The sequence below is a fragment of the Curtobacterium sp. SL109 genome, from assembly GCF_026672405.1.
GTDB lineage: Bacteria > Actinomycetota > Actinomycetes > Actinomycetales > Microbacteriaceae > Curtobacterium.
This window is the reverse complement of sequence record NZ_JAPPRB010000002.1, coordinates 1,763,759-1,782,711: the sequence shown is the minus strand read 5'-3', so window position 1 is coordinate 1,782,711 and position 18,953 is coordinate 1,763,759. Positions and strand designations below refer to the sequence as shown.

Here is an 18,953-nt window from a genome sequence, read left to right as displayed (position 1 = left end):
CAGCGCGCCAGTGAGCACCCCGCGGAACGACGTCCCGAAGCACTCCGACACCCCGGACCGACCCGGCGCGTCCGGACCGCGACCCGCTCCGAAGCAGCGCACCACGCGCCCCTCCGCCCGCGGCACCGCGCCCCGCCGCGGCGCGAAGGTCGCCGGGTCGTCACGGCCCGTCCGCCGCCAGGCCCCGGTCCCCCAGCCGCAGCACATCAGCGCGTACCGCCGCTGGTTCTCGACGCTGCACCCCTCGCTGCAGCTGATCGGCCTGCAGCTCTGGATGCCGCTGTTCTTCATCGTCGGCTTCTGCCTCTGCTACGTCTTCGCGTTCCACGCACCGCACCCGCACGACGTGCCCGTCGCGCTCATCGGCAGCGACCCTGGCTTCATCGCGGCCGTCCAGAAGGCCCTGCCCGGGGAGTTCGTCTTCCACACGTACGACTCCCTCGTCGCGGCGAAGCGGGACGTGCTCGCCGGCTCGATGGCGGTCGCGTACGACCCGTCGACGAACGAGTTCTTCAAGGCCAGCGCGCACCAGTTCCAGGTCGCGAACCTCGTCCCCGCCACGCTGACCGCCGTGCTCACCGCGATCGGGGTCGCCACACCGAAGGTCACCGAGCTCGCAGCGCTCCCCGCGTACGACGAGTACGGCACCGTCCCGATGTACGTGATGCTCGCCTGGTGCATCGGCGGCTACATGGTCGCGATGTTCATCGGCATCATGGGCGGCCCGCTGCGGCACCGCACCCGGATGACGGTCATCGTCGTCGGCGGCCTCGTCATCTCGCTCATCACGAACACGCTCGCCGGCCCCGTCGTCGGCGCCATCCACGGGCACTGGATCGAACTCGTGCTCATCGCGTGGGGCTGGATCGTGGCGATCGGCCTGGCGGTGAACGGCCTGAGCTACTTCGTCGGCCGGTTCATCGCCGCGCCCGCGATGATCTGCTTCGTCTTCCTGTCCATGCCGTCCTCCGGCGGCGCCTACCCGAAGTGGTTCATGCCAGAGCCCTTCGCCTGGCTCAACAACGTCGTCGTCGGCTCCAGCATGGTCGACATGATCAAGCACCAGATCTACGGCGTCGGCCCCGGCCCCGCCCGCGGCCTGATCACGATGGCGTGCTACGCCGGCGCCGGGCTGGTGCTCATGTACTTCGGCAAGATGTGGTGGGAGCGCCGCCGCATCCGCGCCATCGTCACCGGGCGCACCACGATGTTCCAGGACGCCCAGAACGCCAACCGCGAGTTCCTCGGTCAGCAGCGCGACGTCGAGCTCGAGCGGCACGGGCTGTCCTCCACCGAGACCGGCACGCTGCAGGTCCTGCGCGACGAGGACTGGCAGGACGACCGCGTCGGCGGCGACGTCTTCACCGGCGGACGCGACGGCCTCGAGAACGAACCCCTGACGACGGGGCGCATCCCGGTGGTCCGGCAGACGGACCGGCAGGCGGCGGGCAACCGGACGGGAGGCCCCGGTGCGGGCCCACGCACCCGCCCCGTCCCACGGGCCGACGGCTCCGGCACCCCGGCCGGTCCCACCAGCACGTCCCACAGTCGGCACGCGGCCCGCTGAGGACCGCGGCGCCTGGCGGTATCCTGGGCCGATCATGACCCGCACCGCCTGGCACCGCCTCCTCGTCACGCTCGTCGTCGTCCTGCTCGCGCTCACCGCGGCGCTCTGGGTCTCGAGCGTCGTCCTGGCGCCGGCGGACGGCCGCGACACCGCCGGGCTCTTCGTCGGGTGGGCGATGTTCGCGCTCGTCGGCGCGATCGTGGTGGGCATCGTCGACTTCTTCGTCCGCCCGCTCGGCGGCCGGAGCGGGGACGCCGACGTCATGGCGGAGGCCGAGGAAGCCCGCACGGGCAGCACGCGCACGCAGCAGCGTCGCTGAGACCGACGCCTGCTCCCGACGGCAGTTGCCCGAGCTGTCTAGCGGCTCGGTGCGTCGACGCCGGTGCCCGTGAACCCCGCGACGGTCGCGTCGTCCTCCGCGAACGTGAAGCGTGCGTCGACGGTCCCGCCGCGGAGCACGCCCGGCAGCCAGTAGCGGGCGTCGTCCCACATGGCGTCGTACGGCACCGCGTCGACCGGGACCCATCGTGCTTCCAGCTCGTCGCTCGCGGTGGGTGTGCCGGACCAGCGCCTGCCGACGAAGACGTCGGAGACCTGGGACCAGGACGGGCGGAACGGGAACCGGTAGTCCAACGTGCCACGAGCCTCCAGGTCGGCGGGGTCGAGCCGCAGGCCGACCTCCTCGGCGACCTCGCGGACGGCGGTCTCGACCGCGGACTCCCCCGGCTCGCGCTTGCCGCCGGGGCCGACCACACGTCCCGTCCCGAGGCCGCGGCGCTTCTCCCCGAGGAGCACCTCCTGCCCGTCGGCACCGTCGCGCAGCAGGTACACGACGACGACTCTGGGGTGCTGGTTCTTCGTCTCGTCACGGGTCGGCACGTGTCCAGTCTGGCCGAAGAACTGGCGTACGCTCGTTCCATGGCAGGTGGTCTGCGGGGGCACCATGGCTGAGCACCGTCGGTTCGGGCGCAGCCTCGAAGTGCTGCGTGCCGAGGCTGCCGAGGAGATCTCGATGATCGTCGAGCACCGCAGTCGTCAGGGCGACGACCCGTGGGAGTTCATGCCGATGCTGCCGAGCGTCGACGAGCAGGTCGTGCTCATCCTCCGCGAAGAAGCGCTCGAGATGGACGACGCGATCGGACGCCGGAGTGCGCAGTGGTCGATGCACCCCGCCTCCGGGCAGGGCACCCGGCTCGGCGAGGAGTACCACCGGCTGCGCCGCATCGCGCTGCAGCACCCGGAGCTGACCGAGGCCGTCTGGAAGCTCATGGGAGCCCTGCCGAAGCAGACCTGACCTGCGGTTGGATGGTCGCATGACCGAAACCGTGCTCGCCGTCCTGAACCAACCCTCGCGCGAGGCCGCCGCGCACGACCCCGCCGCGGACGCCTTCACGTACGAGGCGCCCCTCGGCACGAACCTCCAGGTGCAGGACCTCGGGATCATCCGCGGTGACGGCGTCTTCGAGACGATCACCGTCGTCGACGGCCGTCCGCAGGCCCTCGAGGCCCACCTCGACCGCTTCGTGCGCTCCGCCCGCATGCTCGACCTGCCGCTGCCCGACCTCGACGCCTGGCGCCGCGCGGTCGAGGCCGTCTGCGCCGAGCTCGACCCCGTGCACGAGGCCTTCGCGAAGACGGTCATGACCCGCGGCGTCGAGGGCTCCGACCGCCCCACCGGCTGGGTGTACGCGGCGGCCTCCGGCGACTCGACGCCCGCCAGGACGCAGGGCATCTCCGTCGTGACGCTCGACCGGGGGTACCGCCACGACGTCGAGCGCACCTCGCCGTGGCTGCTGCAGGGCGCGAAGTCGCTCTCGTACGCGGTGAACATGGCAGCCCTGCGCGAGGCCGTCCGACGCGGGGCCGACGACGCCCTGTTCGTCTCGAGCGACGGCTACGTGCTCGAGGGCACCCGCGCCAACCTGGTGATGGCGGTCGGCGGACGGCTCGTCACGCCGCGCACCGACATCGGGATCCTCGCCGGCACCACGCAGGCGGACGTCTTCCGGTTCGCCGAGGCCGAGGGCATCGAGACGGCCTACGAGCTCGTCACGATGGCGGACCTGCGGGCGGCGGATGCCCTGTGGCTCGTGTCGAGCGTGCGACAGGCCGCCCCGATTCGACTGGTGAACGGGGACGAGCAGGCGATGGACCTCGACCTGACGGAGCAGATGAACGAGTTCCTGCTGTCGCGGGAGTCCTGAGGCTCGCTACCAGCGGGGCGTGGTGGTCCCCACGCCGTCGGCCCACGCGAAGACCTGCTGGCCGTCGATCCACACCCGGGTCGCCCGGCTGGTGGCGTCCAGCGGGTCGCCCGACCACAGGACCAGGTCGGCGTCCCAACCGGCTTCGAGGCGCCCGACGCGGTCCCCGAACCCGAGGAACGTCGCCGGGTTCACGGTGAGGGCCTCGAGCGCCGTCTGACGGGGCAGGCCGTCGCGGACCGCCATCGTCGCCTGCGTCACGAGCATGGCGATCGGGACGACGGGCGCGTCGGTGGTGATCGCGACGCGGACCCCGGCGGCGGCGAGCGCCGCCAGGTTCGGGATGCCCCGGTCACGGAGCTCGACCTTCGACCGGCTGGTGAAGAGCGGTCCGTAGATCACCGGGATGTCCTTGGCTGCCAGGACGTCGGCGATCTTGTGGCCCTCGGTGCCGTGGTTCACGACGAGCCGGTAACCGAACTCCTCGGACAGGCGGATCGCGGTCGCGATGTCGTCGTGGCGGTGCGTGTGCTGGTCCCAGACGAGCTCGCCGTCGAGCACCCGGACCAGGGTCTCCTTCGTCAGGTCACGGGCGAACGGCTCGCCCTTCGTGGCAGCGGCGTCCCGTGCGGCACGGTAGTCCTGCGCGTCGACGAAGGCCTCGCGGATGACCTTCGCGACGCCCAGCCGTGTCGAGGGCGTCTGGCCCTTGTCGCCGTAGACGCGCTTCGGGTTCTCGCCGAGGGCGCTCTTCACGCTCACGGCGTCCGAGATGAGCTGCTCGTCGATGGTCCGCCCGCCCCAGGTCTTGATCGCCACGGACTGGCCGCCGATCGGGTTGCCGGACCCGGGCTTGACGACGATCGCGGTGACGCCGCCCGAGAGGGCGTCCCGGAAGCCCTCGTCGTCGATGTCCACGGCGTCGATCGCGCGGACCGCGGCCTGGTTGGGTCCGGTGAGCTCGTTCGTGTCGTTGCCGGCCGGGCCGTTCGCCTCCTCGTGGATGCCGACGTGCCCGTGGGCCTCGACGAAGCCGGGGAGGAGCCATGCGCCCGCGGCGTCGATCACGGGGACACCGGGCGGCGGCGCGACGTCCGGACCGAGCGCGGTGATGCGGCCGTCCTGCACGACGACGGCTCCCCCGTCGAACTCCTGGGACGTGACGGGGACGACGTGGGCACCGGTGATCGCGAACGTGTTGGTCATGTCGTCCACGGTAGCCACGGCCGGTGACGACAACGGCGAGATACAACATCCCGACGATGCCCGGCTGGGGCGACGCCGTGCCTACGGTCGGAGGGACGACAGGAGGACACGTGGACGACGACGGCCCCGGTCTCGCCCCGGAGTGGGCGGTCCACGGCACGGCCGAGCGGCCGTGGCGCAGCTCGCGCCGTGGTCCTCGTGCCGACCGGCTCTGCACCGTGGTCACGACCTCCGTGCCGCCGCCCATCGCCGACCGCCGGTACGACCCCGTGCCCGATGACCTCGCGCTGCTCGACCGGGCAGCCGCGGCCCTCCGGAGCCTCGACGAGCACCACGGGGACCGGCTCGGCGCACTGGGCGGACTGCTGGCACGGACCGAGGCCGTCGCGTCCTCCCGGATCGAGGACGAGCACGCCGACCTCGACGACTACGTCCGCGCCGTGGTCGGTGTGCGGGCGAACGGCAGCGCGACGCTGATGGTCGCCGCGACGACCGCGCTCCGCCGACTGACGGCCGACGCCAGCACGGGCTGCGGCGCGAGCACCGGACGCATCACCGAGCGCTCGATCCTCGCCGCACACCACGACCTGATGCGCGACGACCCGCTCGACGGCCGCGCCGCCGGTCGGTACCGCACCGTGCAGAACTGGATCGGCGGGGGTGGCAGCCCACGACTTGCGACGTACGTCCCACCACCGCCCGAGCTCGTCCCCGACGCCATGGCGGACCTCGTCGCCTTCCTCGAGCGTGACGACCTGCACCCCGTCGCGCAGGCAGCGATCGCGCACGCCCAGTTCGAGTCCGTCCACCCCTTCACCGACGGCAACGGGCGCATGGGTCGTGCGCTCATCGGGGCGGTCCTGCGCCGCCGCGGGCTCACCACGACGATCACCGTGCCGGTCGCCACCGCACTCGTGGCCGACCGGTCGCGGTACTTCGAGCATCTGGCCCGGTACCGCTCCGGCCTGGTGCACGACTTCGTCGCCGACCTCGCGGTGGCGATCGGGACGGTCTGCGACGAGGCTGCGCTGGTGGCACTGCTGCTCGACGAGCACGCCGAGGACACCCGTCGGCAGCTCCCCTGGCCGCTCCCCGAGCTCTCCCGTGACGCCGTCCTGACCGAGGACGCCGCCGAGGACCTCGTCGTCGCACTCCGCCGACGGTCACCGGGGTCCGGGCCGGCATCGGTCGACGCCCTGGTCCGGACGCTCGAGCGCAGCGGAGCCGTGCGTCCGGTCACGCAGCGCCGCCGAGGCCGGGCCTGGCTGGTCACCGGGGTCGCCACCGAGCTCGACGCCTTCGCCGAGCGGGTCGCCGTCGGGGTGCACGACGGCGTGCGCCGCGAGCTCGTGCACGAGGACGCGGCCTAGGCTGGCACGGTGAGCAGCGAGCACGAAGCGACCACCCCGCCCACCGCCGACAAGCGGCCCGTCACGCGGACCCACCACGGCATCGACTTCGTCGACGACTACGAGTGGCTCCGGGACAAGGAGTCCCCGGACACCATCGCGTACCTCGAAGCCGAGAACGCGCACACGGCCGCGTCGACCGACCACCTCGCCGCACTGCGCGAGCGCATCTTCGGCGAGGTCAAGGGCCGCGTGCAGGAGACGGACCTCTCCGTCCCGGTCCGCATGGGCCATTGGTGGTACTTCACGCGCACGGCCGAGGGCAGCCAGTACGGCGTCCAGTGCCGCGCCCCGATCAGCGGTCCGGACGACTGGACCCCGCCGTCGCTCGAGGAGAGCGCGGCCACCCTCCCCGGCGAGCAGGTCGTCCTCGACGGCAACACCCTGGCCGACGGGCACGAGTTCTTCTCGCTCGGGTCCTACGACATCTCCGACGACGGCACCCGGCTGCTGTACGGCGTGGACGTCGCCGGTGACGAGCGCTACACCCTGCACGTCCGTGACCTGACCACCGGCGAGGACCTGCCCGACGTCGTCGAGAAGACCGGCTCCGGCGCCACGTTCGACCCCTCCGGCCGCTACGTGTTCTACCCCACCGTCGACGACTCCTGGCGCCCGGACCGCATCTGGCGTCACACCGTGGGGACCGCCTCGACCGACGACGTCGTCGTGTTCGAGGAGCCCGACGACCGCTACTGGGTCGGCATCGGGGTGACCCGCTCGTCGCAGTACATCGTCATCGAGCTCGGTTCGAAGATCACGTCCGAAGCGTGGGTCCTCGACGCCGCCGACCCGACGGGCGAGTTCCACGTCGTCTGGCCCCGGCGCGAGGGCGTCGAGTACGAGATCGAGCACGCCATCGTCGGCGGCAGCGACCGCCTGCTCGTGCTGCACAACGACGGCGCCGAGAACTTCGAGCTCGTGGACGTCCCCGCCGACGACCCGACCTCCGAGACCGACCGCCGCGTGGTCGTCGCGCACCACACCGAACGCCGCATCGAGTCCGCCGACGCCTTCGCCGGCCACCTCGCGGTCGAGTACCGCGCCGAGGCCCTGCCCCGCGTCGCGATCATCCCGATCGAGGGCGACGGCTACGGCGAACCGCGCGAGGTCCCCTTCGAGGAGGCCCTGTTCTCCGCCGGCCTCGGCGGCAACCCGGAGTGGGACCAGCCCACGCTCCGCATCGGGTTCACCTCGTTCGTCACGCCGTCCGAGGTGAGCGACCTCGACCTCGCGACCGGCGAGGTCACGGTGCTCAAGCGCCAGCCCGTGCTCGGCGGCTACGACCCCGACGACTACGTGCAGGAGCGCGACTGGGCCACGGCCGAGGACGGCACCCGTGTGCCGGTCTCCCTCGTGTGGCGCCGGGACGCCGTCGACACCGACGCCCCGGCCCCGCTGCACCTGTACGGCTACGGCTCGTACGAGTACTCGATCGACCCCGGCTTCAGCGTGATGCGCCTGTCGCTGCTCGACCGCGGGGTCGTCTTCGCGGTCGCCCACGTGCGTGGTGGCGGCGAGCTCGGCCGGCACTGGTACGAGAACGGCAAGACCCTGACGAAGAAGAACACCTTCACCGACTTCGTCGCGGTCGCCGACCACCTGATCGCCACCGGTCGCACCAGCCCCGACCGGCTCGTCGCCGAGGGTGGCAGCGCCGGCGGACTCCTGATGGGCGCCGTCGCCAACATCGCCCCGGACCGCTTCGCCGGCATCGTCGCAGCGGTGCCCTTCGTCGACGCGCTGACGAGCATCCTCGACCCGGACCTGCCGCTGACCGTCATCGAGTGGGACGAGTGGGGCGACCCGCTCCACGACCCCGAGGTCTACCGGTACATGAGCGAGTACAGCCCGTACGAGAACGTCCGCTCGGACGTGAAGTACCCGGCGATCCTCGCGGTCACCTCGATCAACGACACCCGCGTGCTCTACGTCGAGCCGGCGAAGTGGACGGCGAAGCTCCGCGAGGTCGGTGCCCCGGTGCTCCTGAAGACCGAGATGGCCGCGGGCCACGGTGGCGTCAGTGGCCGGTACGCCTCGTGGCAGGAGCGTGCCTTCGAGCTCGCGTGGATCCTGGACACGCTCGGACTGGCCGACGTCTCCCCTGCGGCGGCCTCGGCAGCGCCGATCGCGGCGGGCTAGCGCCCGGACAGCATCGAGGGAGCAGACGACGTCGGGTCGCGGTCACGCACCCGACGTCGTCTGCTCCCTCGATGGGTACGCACCCGCACGGGCACGCACGCGCATGCGCGAGCGCGAGCGCACGCAGCGCGTCACACGCGGTTGAGCGCGTGCACCGCCTCGTCGTAGGACTCCTCGGCCAGGCGCACCCGGTCACCGGCCAGCACGCCGTACCCGAACGTCGACTCGCCACCACGCTCAGCGATGGCCGCGTTCGCCCGCAGTGCGTCGAGCGCGTACAGCGACCGCACCCGCTCCGTGAGCACGTCCGCCGCCGCGCCGATGCGCTTCCACAGCGCGTGCGGGAAGGCGTCGTCCCCGAGCAGGTCCATCGCCATCCGGGCCCGCATGGTCGCCTGCCACGCCAGCTCGGTGGTGGCACGGTCGGCGGCCTCGCGGGCAGCGGCGGTGTCCGAAGTGTCGTCGGCCACGGCGTCGCGGACGAGTTCGCGCACGTGGGGCTTCACGATCGCGGAGACGTCCTGCGCGACGTGCTTCGGGGAGCGCAGCGCCCACGCGGTCGGCGCGGGGCGCTCGACGGCGTCGTCGAGGGCGTCGAGGAGCTCCAGGAACGCCTCCGTGTGCAGGAACGCCACGACGTCGCGCGAGGCCTGGTCGCGGCGCTCCCGGGTCGACGCCAGGATGCGCTCGCGGGTCATCGCGTCGACGAGCTCGTCCTGTGCCGGCGACGACGCCCGCGGCAGGCGCTCGATCAGGTACTCGGCCAGCGCGGCCTTCGCGGTGACGGCAGCCAGGGCGTCCGCCGCCTCGGCGGCGCGGTCCAGGTCCTCGGTCGCGGCGAACGCCGGACGGTACGTCTGCAGGACGGCGGCGACTCCGAGTGCGGTCTCGGCCGTCTCACGGAGGCCGGCGGTGTCGCCGGAGCGGAGCCGGGCCTCCTGGCCGAGCAGCGCGGAGCGCAGCTTCTTGAGCCGCTTGGCGACCGCGCGGGCGACGGTGCCCTTGTCCGGCTTCTCGGCGGACTGGAGGCGCAGCGCGGGTGCCCCTGCCAGCCCACGTGCCAGCTTGGACGCGACGGCGGCGGGGCCGGCCCCGACCGCGGCGAAGCGGCCGTCGAGGGACCGGAGGAACTCGTGGGCGACCTGCTGATCGACGCCCTCGACGGTCTCGACCTCGGCTTCCCGCCAGGTGCGGGGATCGGCGGGGGCGTCGTCGTCGAGGCGCTCGGCGCTGACGCGGTCGTCGGCGAGCTCGGCGATCTGGTCGCCGTCCTCGTCGAGGAGTCGCGTGACCGTGCGGGTGGTCGTGATGCGCACGACCGGACGGAGACCGCGGCCGCGGCGCTCGGTGAACAGGGCGGCGAGGACCTCGACCGGCACGGTGTCGGCGTCGTCCGTGAGCGGGAAGTGCTCCTCGTGCCGGACGGTGTCGGACTCGGCACGCTTGATGTGCCAGCCGGCGTCCGTGCCGCCCGTGCGCCGACGGACCGTGACGTGGGCGGCGACGAGGTCGTACCGCTCGGTGTCCCAGTAGGTGGCGTCGAGCTCGAAGGGCTCCTGGTGGTCGACCTGCATGATGCCGCCGACCCCGATGAGGTCGGGGAGGCTGGCGTCGTCGGGCAGGTCGTACGTGCGCTCGATCTCGAGGTGCGTGTCCGTCACATGCCCCTGTCTACCAGGGTGCAGGGTCTGCTCACGACACGGCGGGTTAGCCTGTGGAGATGAGCGAGACGATCACCCGCGACGCGTTCGTGCCCCAGGCCGGCGGCGTCACCATGTTCACCACCACCTGGTGCGGCTACTGCGCGCGTCTGAAGAACCAGATGTCCAAGGCCGGTGTGCCGTTCACCGAGGTCGACATCGAGCAGACGCCGGGCACGGCCGAGCTCGTCGCCGAGGTCAACGGCGGCAACCAGACCGTGCCGACGCTGGTGTTCCCCGACGGCAGCACCGCGACGAACCCGTCCCTGGCCGAGGTCCAGTCGCGCATCTGACGCGCGACCCGGGCGGCGCCTCCCTGCGTCGGGCCGTGATGCAAAACACCGGTGTTCGTGCTCCAGGCCGCGGGAATCCGCGGCGCGACGCACGAACACCGGTGTTCCGCGTACAGACGCACCGGCTCAACCGACCTCAGCCGCCGAGCGCCTCCGTCAGCAGCGCCGCCATGGCGTCGAGCTGGATGTCGCCCGAGTCGACGACCTCCTCGTCGGAGCCGTCGAGCGCACGCGCTGCCAGACCGGCCTTGGAGTCGATGAGCTCGGCGATCTTCGTGTCGATCGTCTGTGCGGCGATGATGCGCCACGCGGTGACCGGTTCTTCCTGCCCGATGCGGTGCACACGGTCGATCGCCTGGGTCTGCTCGGCACTGGTCCAGGAGAGCTCGGCGAGGACGACGTTGGACGCCACCTGCAGGTTGAGCCCGACGCCGGCCGCCGTCAGCGAGCACACGATCACGGCGACGTCGGGGTCGTTGACGAACGAGTCGATCTCGGCCGTGCGCTGCGCCGCGGTCTGGTCGCCGCGGATCGTCGCGGTGCGCAGGTGCCGGCGGGCGAAGACCTCTTCCGCCTGGTCCATCACGTCGAGGTGCTTGGCGAAGAAGACGACCTTGCCGACGTTCGCCGCCAGCTGCGCCGCGTAGTCCGCCGCGAGCTGGGCCTTCGCGCGGCCGATGCGCCGGACCATCGAGAACACGTTCTCCCCGGTGGAGGACGCGTCCTGGTCCTCGAGCTCCCACCGTGCGACCTGGCGGACGAGCTTGTGGTCGATGCCGTCGACCGGCGCCTGGCCGGTGCGGGCGTCGAGCGCCTGGTGGTAGCGCTTGACGAGCTTCGCGGTGAGCTCGCGCTCGGCGTCGCGGATGGAGCGGCCCTCGTCGCCGTCGAGCTCCACCGGGATGTCGGCGATGCGACGGGCGGGGATGTCAGCGGCCACGTCGACCTTGCGGCGCCGGACGATGCCCATGTCGATCACGGCGCGTCGGGCCTCGGCGAAGAAGCCCTGGTCGGCCGGGGTGAGCCCGATGTCCTCGAGCTCGTTCATGAGCTGCGCACGGGGCTTCTTGTCGTCGATCCAGCCGAGGTACTCCCAGATCGTGCGGAAGTCCTCCACCGAGTTGATCAGCGGGGTGCCGGTGAGCGCCATGAGCAGCGGGGACGAGGTGCGCGCGCGGATCTTCTCGGCGAGCTGCAGCACGAACTTCGAGCGCTGCGAGTCCTTGTTCTTGATGAAGTGGGCCTCGTCGACGACCATGCCCTTGAACCCGAAGGCCCCGAGCCAGCCGAAGTGCCGGTCGAGGATCTCGTAGTTCACGATCACGACGTCGGCGAACCCGTCGAGGTCGTCCCCGTCGCCGTGGATGACGGTCGCGCGGCGGTTCGGCACCCAGCGGGCGGCCTCGCGGGCCCAGTTCGTCTTGACGACGTTCGGCACGACGACGAGCAGCGGGTACGCCCCGGCGGCCTCGGCGGCGAGCAGCGACTGCGCGGTCTTGCCGAGTCCGGGTTCGTCGGCGAGCAGGAACGTGCGGTGGCCCTGCGCGGCGGCCGCGACGAGCTCCGCCTGGTGCTGCATCAGCGTGGTGCCCGAGATCGTCTGCACCGAGGTCGGGTCGGGCAGCGGCATCGAGGCCGATCCCCCACCGGCGCCGTACTCGAACGACTTGAAGAGCGGTCCGAAGAGCTCCCAGTTCGCCAGGCGCCGCGGGTGCGCGACGGGCTGGTCGGCGAGGGCGAAGTCCGGCGGCAGGAACGGGTTGGCGAGCTGGCGCTGCACGACGGCCTGCGGCACGACGGCACGCTCCTGCGCGGTGACGACCGGCGCGGGCTCGGCCGCGATCACGAGGTCCTCCGGCTGCATCTCCACGCCGCCGGCGATCATCATGTCGCGCTTGACGGTGCGGGTCGCCTCGGTGACGGGCGACTCCTCGGCCAGGAGCTGGATGACGCTGGTGTCGCGTGCCGCCGTCTTGGCGAGGATGGTCGCGACGCCGTCGAGCCGCTTCATCTGCTCGGCGCGCTGGGCGTCGGTGAGCGTCGTGTCCGCCTTGACGCGGGCACGTTCCTCGCGCATGAGCAGCGCGACCGCCTGGAACTTCGTGCGGTTCGACGCCTTCAGCGGTCCGCGCTGGGCGGCCGCCTCGACCTCGCGCACCGCGCGGGCGAGCACGGGGATGACGCCGTCGTTGTCGAGCGGCCGGGTCCGGCGCGACGCGGTCCGCGTCCCACCGGCTGCACGCCGCGTGCCTGATCGAGCCAAGGCTCCTCCTTGTTCCGTCCCGAGACCGGGGCGAGCCGCCGTCCTGGCGGAAGTCGTCGGTGCGTCCGTCGCACCACTGCCGTGGCGGGCCGATGCGGCCCACCGGTGCGCCGATCCCCACGACGGTCTGGCTGTCGACCGTGCCCGTCGTGGTCACCCGGGTGGTGTCCGATGGGCACGATCTGCGCGGAGGATCCGGCGCTGTCGCACGCACGCGACTCACCGGGAGCGGTCGCGGACCCGGTGCCCGCTCGGCCAACCGGTCGAGTGTCGTGTCCGGAATCGACGCGACGTGCGATCACGCGGTGCGTGCGCGGTCAGTGTACTCCCGGACCACCGACGGAGGCGACTCGGCGCACCCCGCGCGCGTCGGGCCTCCAGGCGGTGGCCGTGGGCCAGACCGCGCGTGGTGGGTGGGATCGCGCGTACCGGGTCGGATCGTCCGACGCTCCACGCGCGTTCCGACGCACCGCGTCACGCGCAGCAGGCAGGAACGCGCGTCGCGAGTGGGAACGCGCGTACCGGGTCCGATTTCCCGACCCACTACGCGCGTTGCGACCTGCCATACGAACAGCGGCAGGCGGGAACGCGCGTCTCAGACGCGGGGTGCGGACCGCGGGCGGCCGGAGCCGTCGGCCGGGAGGCTCGGGGCCGGTTCCGCGAGCGCGGCCCGCGTCGCCCGCAGCAGCTGTTCCGCGGTGGCGATGCCGTTCGCGGAGCCCGTGGTCGCCTGGCCGCCGGCGTGCGCCAGCAGCTGAGCACCGATGGCCGGTCCGAGTCGCTCGGCGGCGGCCGGGTTCCTGGCGGCCCAGTCGCGGGCGATCGCGTCGGCGAGGCGTTCCGCCGCTGCGCCGCGGTCGGCGTCGCCGCGGGAGCGGTGCCACAGCCCGGTGACGACGAGGTGCGCCACCACGGCACCGATGTCGCGGACCGGGTAGCCCCAGCCGGCGGTGTCGATGTCGAGCAGGCCGGAGATGCGCCAGGGCTCGTCCTCGTCGACGAAGACCTGCTCCAGGTGCAGGTCGCCGTGCACGACCTGCTTGTCCGTCGTGGTCCAGCCGATCGACCGTCGGCCGATCGCGTCGTAGAGCTCATCGATCTCGAGCGCGTCCTGCGGCAGCGCCGTGACGAGCGTCTTCCGGTGCCAGTCGGCGTGGTCCATCGCGTCGGCGCGGGCCTGCTGGGTCATCGGCACGGTGGCGATCCGGCCGGTCAGCGCTGCGAGCGACGCCACGAAGCGCGGGTCGTCGGCGATGTCGAGGATGCGGCTGCCCGCCGGCACGCCGCGGATGCGCTCGAGCACGAGGAGCCCGTCGCCCCGACTGGAGAGCACACGCGGCACCGGGAGCCCGGCGGCGACGAACTGCTCGTGCGTGCGGACGATCGGTGCGACGCGGTGGGGCCGGACGACCTTGAGGAAGAGCGTGCCCTCGGGGGCGTCCACCCGGACCACGGCGCGCTTGCCCGGGCGGTAGGCCGCGACGGTCAGCACCGGGTTCGTCACCGGCATGCCGAGGGTGGTGAGGAGCTCGGCCACGGCGTCGCGGTAGGTCACCTGCGGCAGGACCGGCAGACCGGGGTCGTTCGGGTACGCCCAGACCGAGACCGGCTCGTTGGTCGCCGGGTCGGTCACCAGGGCGCTGTTCTGGTCGTGGGTGCCGCCGGTGTCGACGTACGTCAGGACGGTGGCACGCAGGTTGTTCCGGTCGAGGGTGTCGACCTCGTACCCGTAGAGGTACCCGTTGCCCGACGGTTCGACCGAGTGCGCGCGCGCGGCCACCACAGTGGTCCCGGAGCCGACGAAGGCCTCCGGGATGACGCGCTCATGATTCGGCCACACGACACCAGTCAACCGTGTCCGTGCGGTTTCGTCGCGTTCGTGCACGGCTCGGCGTGCGGATGCGTGGCTAGCGTGGTCCTCGTGAACCCGGTCTCGCGCCTCCGCAGCTCGAGCCGCTCCCCCTTCCTGCAGGTCGTCAAGACCGCGGTCGCGGTGGTCGCGGCGGTGCTGCTCTCGGAACTCGTCATCCGCGGACCCTTCCCGACCTTCGCGGCCATCGCGGCGCTGCTGGTCGTGCAGCCGAGCATCAACCAGTCCTTCGTGAAGGGCCTCGAGCGGAGCGCCGGTGTCGTGCTCGGCGTCGTGTTGGCGACCGGGCTGCACTTCCTGCTCGGTGACGCGGTCTGGGTCGTGCTCGTCGTGATCGTCCTGTCGATCCTGATCGCCTGGGCGCTCCGGCTGACCCCGACCTCGGCGACCCAGGTCGGCATCAGCGGGATGCTCGTGCTCACCGCCGGGGTGGTCACGCCGAACTACTCGGCCGACCGGGTGCTGGAGACCGTGCTCGGCGCGGCCGTCGCCCTCGTGGTGAACGCCGTCATCGTGCCGCCGGTGCTGCTCCGGCCGGCACACCTCGCCGTCGGCCGGTTGGCGCGCGACACGGCGGTGGCGTTCGAGCGGGTCGCGATCGGTCTCACCGAGGGCTGGGACCACGACCGGTGGAACGACGCCCTGCTCCGGGCCCGCTCGCTCCGCCAGCAGCACACCAAGGCCGACGCAGCGCTGACCGCGGCGCGGGAGTCGCTCACGATGAACCCGCGCGGCGGCCGACACCGGACGATCCTCGACGGGGACGTCGCCGTCACCGAGCACCTGCGCGTCCTGGTCACCCGGGTCACCGGCATGACGCGGGCCATCCGCGACAATGCCACGCCCGACCTCCGCGCCGACCCGATGGTGGGTCGGATCGCGACCGAGGTGGCGAGGATCGGCGCCGACGTGCGGGCGCTCGGGCGACAGGTCGAGTCCACGGAACTGGCGCAGGCGGAGCCAGAGGCCTTCGCGGAGGAGACCGAACCCGCCCTCACCGCACCGCTCGAGGTCGTCCGGCCGAACTCACGGCACTGGATCCTCATCGGCGCCCTGCTCGAGGACATCCGCCGCGTGCGCGAGGAGCTGCTCGGCGAGGACGACTGACCGCGGTGTCGCGCGCCGGCCCCTCCTACGACAGGGTCGTGGTGGCGGTGGCCGCGACGGTGGCGGTGCCGACGATGTCGCCCCAGATCACGCGGCTCGGCACGGTGGGGTCGGAGGCGACCACGTCAGCAGCTGCGAACCGACGGATCTCGGCGACCACGGCCTCCTGTCCGGCTTCGCGAGCAGCGCGACTGGCGACGTCCGGGACGGCGGCGCGGAGTTCGGCGACGACACGGTCGCGGCTGACGTGCTCGAGCTGCGCGAGCGCTCCGACACCCTTCCACGCGGCGTCGAGCTCGGCTCGCAGTCGGATGACTGCCGGGTGGTCAGAGTGGTCGTCCATGTGTCCCCCAGAGACAGGACGGTCTGTCGGGTACATCCCGTCCTGCCGGGGAGCCTAGCAACGAAGCAAGCAGTCCTCACGTCCCTCGATCACGGGGCACGCTGTGACGAGATTCAGTCAGGATCATGGTCGGAACACCACCGGACGCCGGTTCGATGCCACGATGGGTCCCAGGAGGTCACTATGCGGCTGTTGGTGGTCGAGGACGACGACGAGATGCGCGCCCTCATGGAACGCGGTCTCGCCGCCGAGGGGTACCGCGTCACCGCGGTCGAGAACGGTGTCGAGGCGCTCATCGCGCTCGGGGACAACGCGTTCGACCTGGCGGTCGTCGACGTGATGATGCCCGGCATGTCCGGGTTCGAGCTGGCGCGGCGCATCCGTGAACGAGAGGACCCCGTGCGGATCCTGCTCGTCACCGCCCGCGACGGCGTCGACGACCGGGTCTTCGGCCTGGACGCCGGTGCCGACGACTACCTGACGAAGCCGTTCGCCTTCGCCGAGCTCACCGCCCGGCTCCGTGCGCTCGGCCGCCGTGAGGCCGCCGGGGCACCGCGCATCATCGAGGTCGGCGACGTCGCCATCGACTCCGAGGCCCGCCGTGTCTCCATCCAGGGCCAGCGCGTCGCCGTCAGCCCCACCGAGTTCGCGCTGCTGCGGCTGCTCGCGCGCTCCGTCGGCACGGTGGTCGACCGGCCCAAGATCCTCGAAGAGGTCTGGGACGGCTCGCAGCACGTCGACCCGAACGTCGTGGAGCAGTACATCTCGTACCTCCGCAAGAAGCTGACGTCGCACGAGGCGACGGTCGCCATCTCCACCGTGCGCGGACGCGGCTACCGGCTCGACCTGCTCGGGTCCTGACGCGCCCCGACGTGCTGCGCTTCATCCGGCCGCTCCGGCTGCTCTCGCTCCGGTCACGGATCACGATCGGCTCGACGGCGATCGCCGCGGTCGTCATCGTGCTGCTCGTCCTGGTGATGCGGTTCCAGGTGGTCAGCGTCGTCGCGTCGGCCACCAGGACGCTGCTCGACGCCGACGCCGACCCGTACGTCGCCACGCTCGAGGTCGACAGCAACCCGGACTTCTCGCCGCCGGGCAACCTGCAACTCGTCGCCGTCGTCTCGCCGAAGGGCGACATCGTGCTGTCCACGATGCCGTCCCGGGTCGAGAGCGCCCTCGGCAGCCTGACCACGACCGCCGCCGGCACGAGCGTCATCGACGTGTCCGGGTCGCAGTACCGCGTCGTCGTCGAACACCCCGTGAACCAGGCCGGCCGGTGGACCGTCGTCGCCGCCCGCAACGCGCAGGCCGAGGCGATCGTCGTCGACGACCTCACCACGACGCTCTCGGTCACCGGGCTGGCGATCCTGGTCGCGTTCGGGGTCGCCTCGTGGATCCTCGCCACCGCAGCCCTCCGGCCGGTGAACCGGATGCGCCGCGAGGCTGAACGGCTCTCCGTCGCGCCCGAACGCGCCGAACTGCCGGTCGGGCCGGCGCAGGACGAGCTGGCGTCGCTCGCCGTCACCCTCAACGCGTTCCTGGCACGGACCCGGCAGGCGACCGAGCGCGAACGGCAGATGGTCTCCGACGCCAGCCACGAGCTGCGCACCCCGCTCGCGATCCTCACCACGCAGCTCGACCTCGCCTCGCTCGACACCGGTGACGCCGCCGCGCTGGCCGAACACATCGAGCGCGCCAAGAACAACGTCGCGCGGTTGTCCCGGCTGGCGAACGACCTGCTGACGCTGTCCCGGATCGAGGAGTCCGAGCGCGCTGGTGACACGGACCAGCAGGCGCTCTCGACGTGGTCGGACCTCGGTGACGAGGTCATGGCCGCCGTCGACCGGGTCCGGTTGATCGCGAGCACGAAGGACATCACGGTCGACTTCGACCTGGAGCCGCCAGCGGCGTCCCCGACACCCGACGAGGCCCGGTACCGGCTCGACGCCGGCGGTATGGCCCAACTCGTGACGAACATCGCCGGCAACGCCGTCTCCGCACTCCCCCGAGGCGGCGGCGTCCTCGTCACCTGGCGCAGCACACCCGAGTTCGGCGAGCTCCAGGTGACCGACGACGGGCCCGGCGTACCCGAGTCCTTCGTGCCCGTGGCGTTCGACCGCTTCACCCGACCCGACGAGGCGCGGAAGTCCCGCCCCGCTCCCGACCCGGCGACCGGCGCGATCCCCCTGCCGGGCGGTTCCGGCCTGGGGCTCGCGATCGTCCGTGCCGTCGCCGAACGGGCAGGAGGCACGGCGTCCCTCCGCAACGTCCGCTCCGGTGGTCTCGAGGTCACCGTGCGCGTCCCCGCGGCGCGGTAGCGCGGCGCGGTAGCGCGGCGCGGTAGCGCGGCGCGGCGCCCTCGCCCGCGGTCCGCATCGAGGGAGCAGGAATCGTCGGGTCGCCGCCCGCACCCGACGGTTCCTGCTCCCTCGATCCTCGGGCTGCTGCGCCGCCCCCTTGTGCCAGCCTCGAGTGGTCATGACGCCCCGCGTGCGTTCCGCCGAGAGGGCGGTCGTCGTCGCTGCGCGACGCTCCCACCGACTGGTTGTGGCCGGTCGACGGACCTGAGCGGGGTGTCGCGACCGCTGGTGGTGCGGCGCGGACGGACGGGAGGCTCGGTGCCAGCCCGCGCGGAGCCTCCCGCCCGGCATGTGCCGACGTCCCTCGGCGCGGCCGGCGCAGCGGGCGCAGCCGGCGCGGCCGGCGCAGCGGGCGCAGCCGGCGCGGCCGGCGCAGCGGGCGCGGCACACGTGCCGACGTCTGTCAGCACGGCGGGTGCGGCGGGTACGGCGTCGCGTTGCGCAGATGGGCGAATGGGCCCGTCCACGCGCATGCGCCGCTCCGCACGA

At 72.3% G+C, this 18,953-nt stretch carries 16 protein-coding genes; 10 read left to right on the top strand and 6 right to left on the bottom strand.

Going from position 1 to position 18,953, the window contains the following annotated elements; translation table 11 throughout:
* The first annotated feature begins 10 nt into the window (after positions 1–10).
* Both OVA28_RS09960 and OVA28_RS09955 read left to right on the top strand, forming a co-directional pair.
* The gene (locus OVA28_RS09960) at positions 11–1,567 is read left to right on the top strand and encodes an ABC transporter permease (protein WP_268096816.1); all 1,557 of its coding nucleotides are present in this window, start codon (positions 11–13) and stop codon (positions 1,565–1,567) included.
* A 34-nt stretch (positions 1,568–1,601) separates the two neighbouring features.
* Positions 1,602–1,886: a hypothetical protein gene (locus tag OVA28_RS09955; protein ID WP_194660756.1), complete on the top strand. Its 285-nt coding sequence runs from the start codon at positions 1,602–1,604 to the stop codon at positions 1,884–1,886.
* 38 nt (positions 1,887–1,924) lie between these two features.
* Here OVA28_RS09955 and OVA28_RS09950 read toward each other — a convergent pair whose 3' ends face one another.
* Entirely contained in the window at positions 1,925–2,446 is a 522-nt protein-coding gene (locus OVA28_RS09950; protein ID WP_268096815.1) for an 8-oxo-dGTP diphosphatase, read from the bottom strand.
* A gap of 64 nt (positions 2,447–2,510) precedes the next feature.
* Between OVA28_RS09950 and OVA28_RS09945 the strand changes: the two genes are divergently transcribed.
* Both OVA28_RS09945 and OVA28_RS09940 read left to right on the top strand, forming a co-directional pair.
* A complete protein-coding gene (locus OVA28_RS09945) occupies positions 2,511–2,861 on the top strand; it encodes a tryptophan synthase subunit alpha (RefSeq protein ID WP_268096813.1) in 351 nt (116 codons plus the stop codon).
* Positions 2,862–2,880: 19 nt separating this feature from the next.
* Complete coding sequence (locus tag OVA28_RS09940) at positions 2,881–3,771, top strand: aminodeoxychorismate lyase (RefSeq protein ID WP_268096812.1); 891 nt, start codon at positions 2,881–2,883, stop codon at positions 3,769–3,771.
* Between the two features lie 6 nt (positions 3,772–3,777).
* Here the strand turns inward: OVA28_RS09940 and OVA28_RS09935 are convergent, their stop codons facing one another.
* Positions 3,778–4,977, bottom strand: a complete 1,200-nt coding sequence (locus tag OVA28_RS09935; RefSeq protein WP_268096811.1) for an amidohydrolase — start codon at positions 4,975–4,977, stop codon at positions 3,778–3,780.
* Between the two features lie 110 nt (positions 4,978–5,087).
* Between OVA28_RS09935 and OVA28_RS09930 the strand changes: the two genes are divergently transcribed.
* Together OVA28_RS09930 and OVA28_RS09925 are read left to right on the top strand one after the other, a co-directional pair.
* Complete coding sequence (locus OVA28_RS09930; protein ID WP_268096810.1) at positions 5,088–6,347, top strand: Fic family protein; 1,260 nt, start codon at positions 5,088–5,090, stop codon at positions 6,345–6,347.
* A 9-nt stretch (positions 6,348–6,356) separates the two neighbouring features.
* Complete coding sequence (locus OVA28_RS09925; RefSeq protein WP_268096809.1) at positions 6,357–8,528, top strand: S9 family peptidase; 2,172 nt, start codon at positions 6,357–6,359, stop codon at positions 8,526–8,528.
* Positions 8,529–8,659: 131 nt separating this feature from the next.
* Here OVA28_RS09925 and OVA28_RS09920 read toward each other — a convergent pair whose 3' ends face one another.
* Entirely contained in the window at positions 8,660–10,189 is a 1,530-nt protein-coding gene (locus OVA28_RS09920; RefSeq protein ID WP_194660749.1) for a CYTH domain-containing protein, read from the bottom strand.
* A 59-nt stretch (positions 10,190–10,248) separates the two neighbouring features.
* Between OVA28_RS09920 and OVA28_RS09915 the strand changes: the two genes are divergently transcribed.
* Positions 10,249–10,521, top strand: a complete 273-nt coding sequence (locus OVA28_RS09915; RefSeq protein WP_071274277.1) for a mycoredoxin — start codon at positions 10,249–10,251, stop codon at positions 10,519–10,521.
* A gap of 136 nt (positions 10,522–10,657) precedes the next feature.
* On the opposite strand, the gene OVA28_RS09910 is transcribed toward OVA28_RS09915, so the two are convergent.
* Positions 10,658–12,784 (bottom strand): DEAD/DEAH box helicase, encoded by a 2,127-nt coding sequence (locus OVA28_RS09910; RefSeq protein WP_194660748.1) that lies wholly within the window; start codon positions 12,782–12,784, stop codon positions 10,658–10,660.
* 595 nt (positions 12,785–13,379) lie between these two features.
* Positions 13,380–14,624, bottom strand: coding sequence for an aminoglycoside phosphotransferase family protein (locus OVA28_RS09905; protein WP_194660747.1), 1,245 nt, complete (start codon positions 14,622–14,624; stop codon positions 13,380–13,382).
* An 81-nt stretch (positions 14,625–14,705) separates the two neighbouring features.
* Here OVA28_RS09905 and OVA28_RS09900 point away from each other — a divergent pair, with 81 nt between their 5' ends.
* The gene (locus OVA28_RS09900; protein WP_268096808.1) at positions 14,706–15,761 is read left to right on the top strand and encodes an FUSC family protein; all 1,056 of its coding nucleotides are present in this window, start codon (positions 14,706–14,708) and stop codon (positions 15,759–15,761) included.
* A 25-nt stretch (positions 15,762–15,786) separates the two neighbouring features.
* On the opposite strand, the gene OVA28_RS09895 is transcribed toward OVA28_RS09900, so the two are convergent.
* On the bottom strand, positions 15,787–16,104 hold the full coding sequence (locus tag OVA28_RS09895) for a hypothetical protein (protein ID WP_268096806.1): 318 nt from the start codon (positions 16,102–16,104) through the stop codon (positions 15,787–15,789).
* A gap of 183 nt (positions 16,105–16,287) precedes the next feature.
* On the opposite strand from OVA28_RS09895, the gene OVA28_RS09890 reads away from it, so the two are divergent.
* Together OVA28_RS09890 and OVA28_RS09885 are read left to right on the top strand one after the other, a co-directional pair.
* Positions 16,288–16,965 carry a response regulator transcription factor gene (locus tag OVA28_RS09890; RefSeq protein ID WP_194660744.1) on the top strand — a complete coding sequence of 226 codons (678 nt, stop codon included), beginning with the start codon at positions 16,288–16,290 and terminating at the stop codon, positions 16,963–16,965.
* An 11-nt stretch (positions 16,966–16,976) separates the two neighbouring features.
* Positions 16,977–18,422, top strand: a complete 1,446-nt coding sequence (locus OVA28_RS09885) for a sensor histidine kinase (RefSeq protein ID WP_268096805.1) — start codon at positions 16,977–16,979, stop codon at positions 18,420–18,422.
* Positions 18,423–18,953 lie beyond the last annotated feature (531 nt).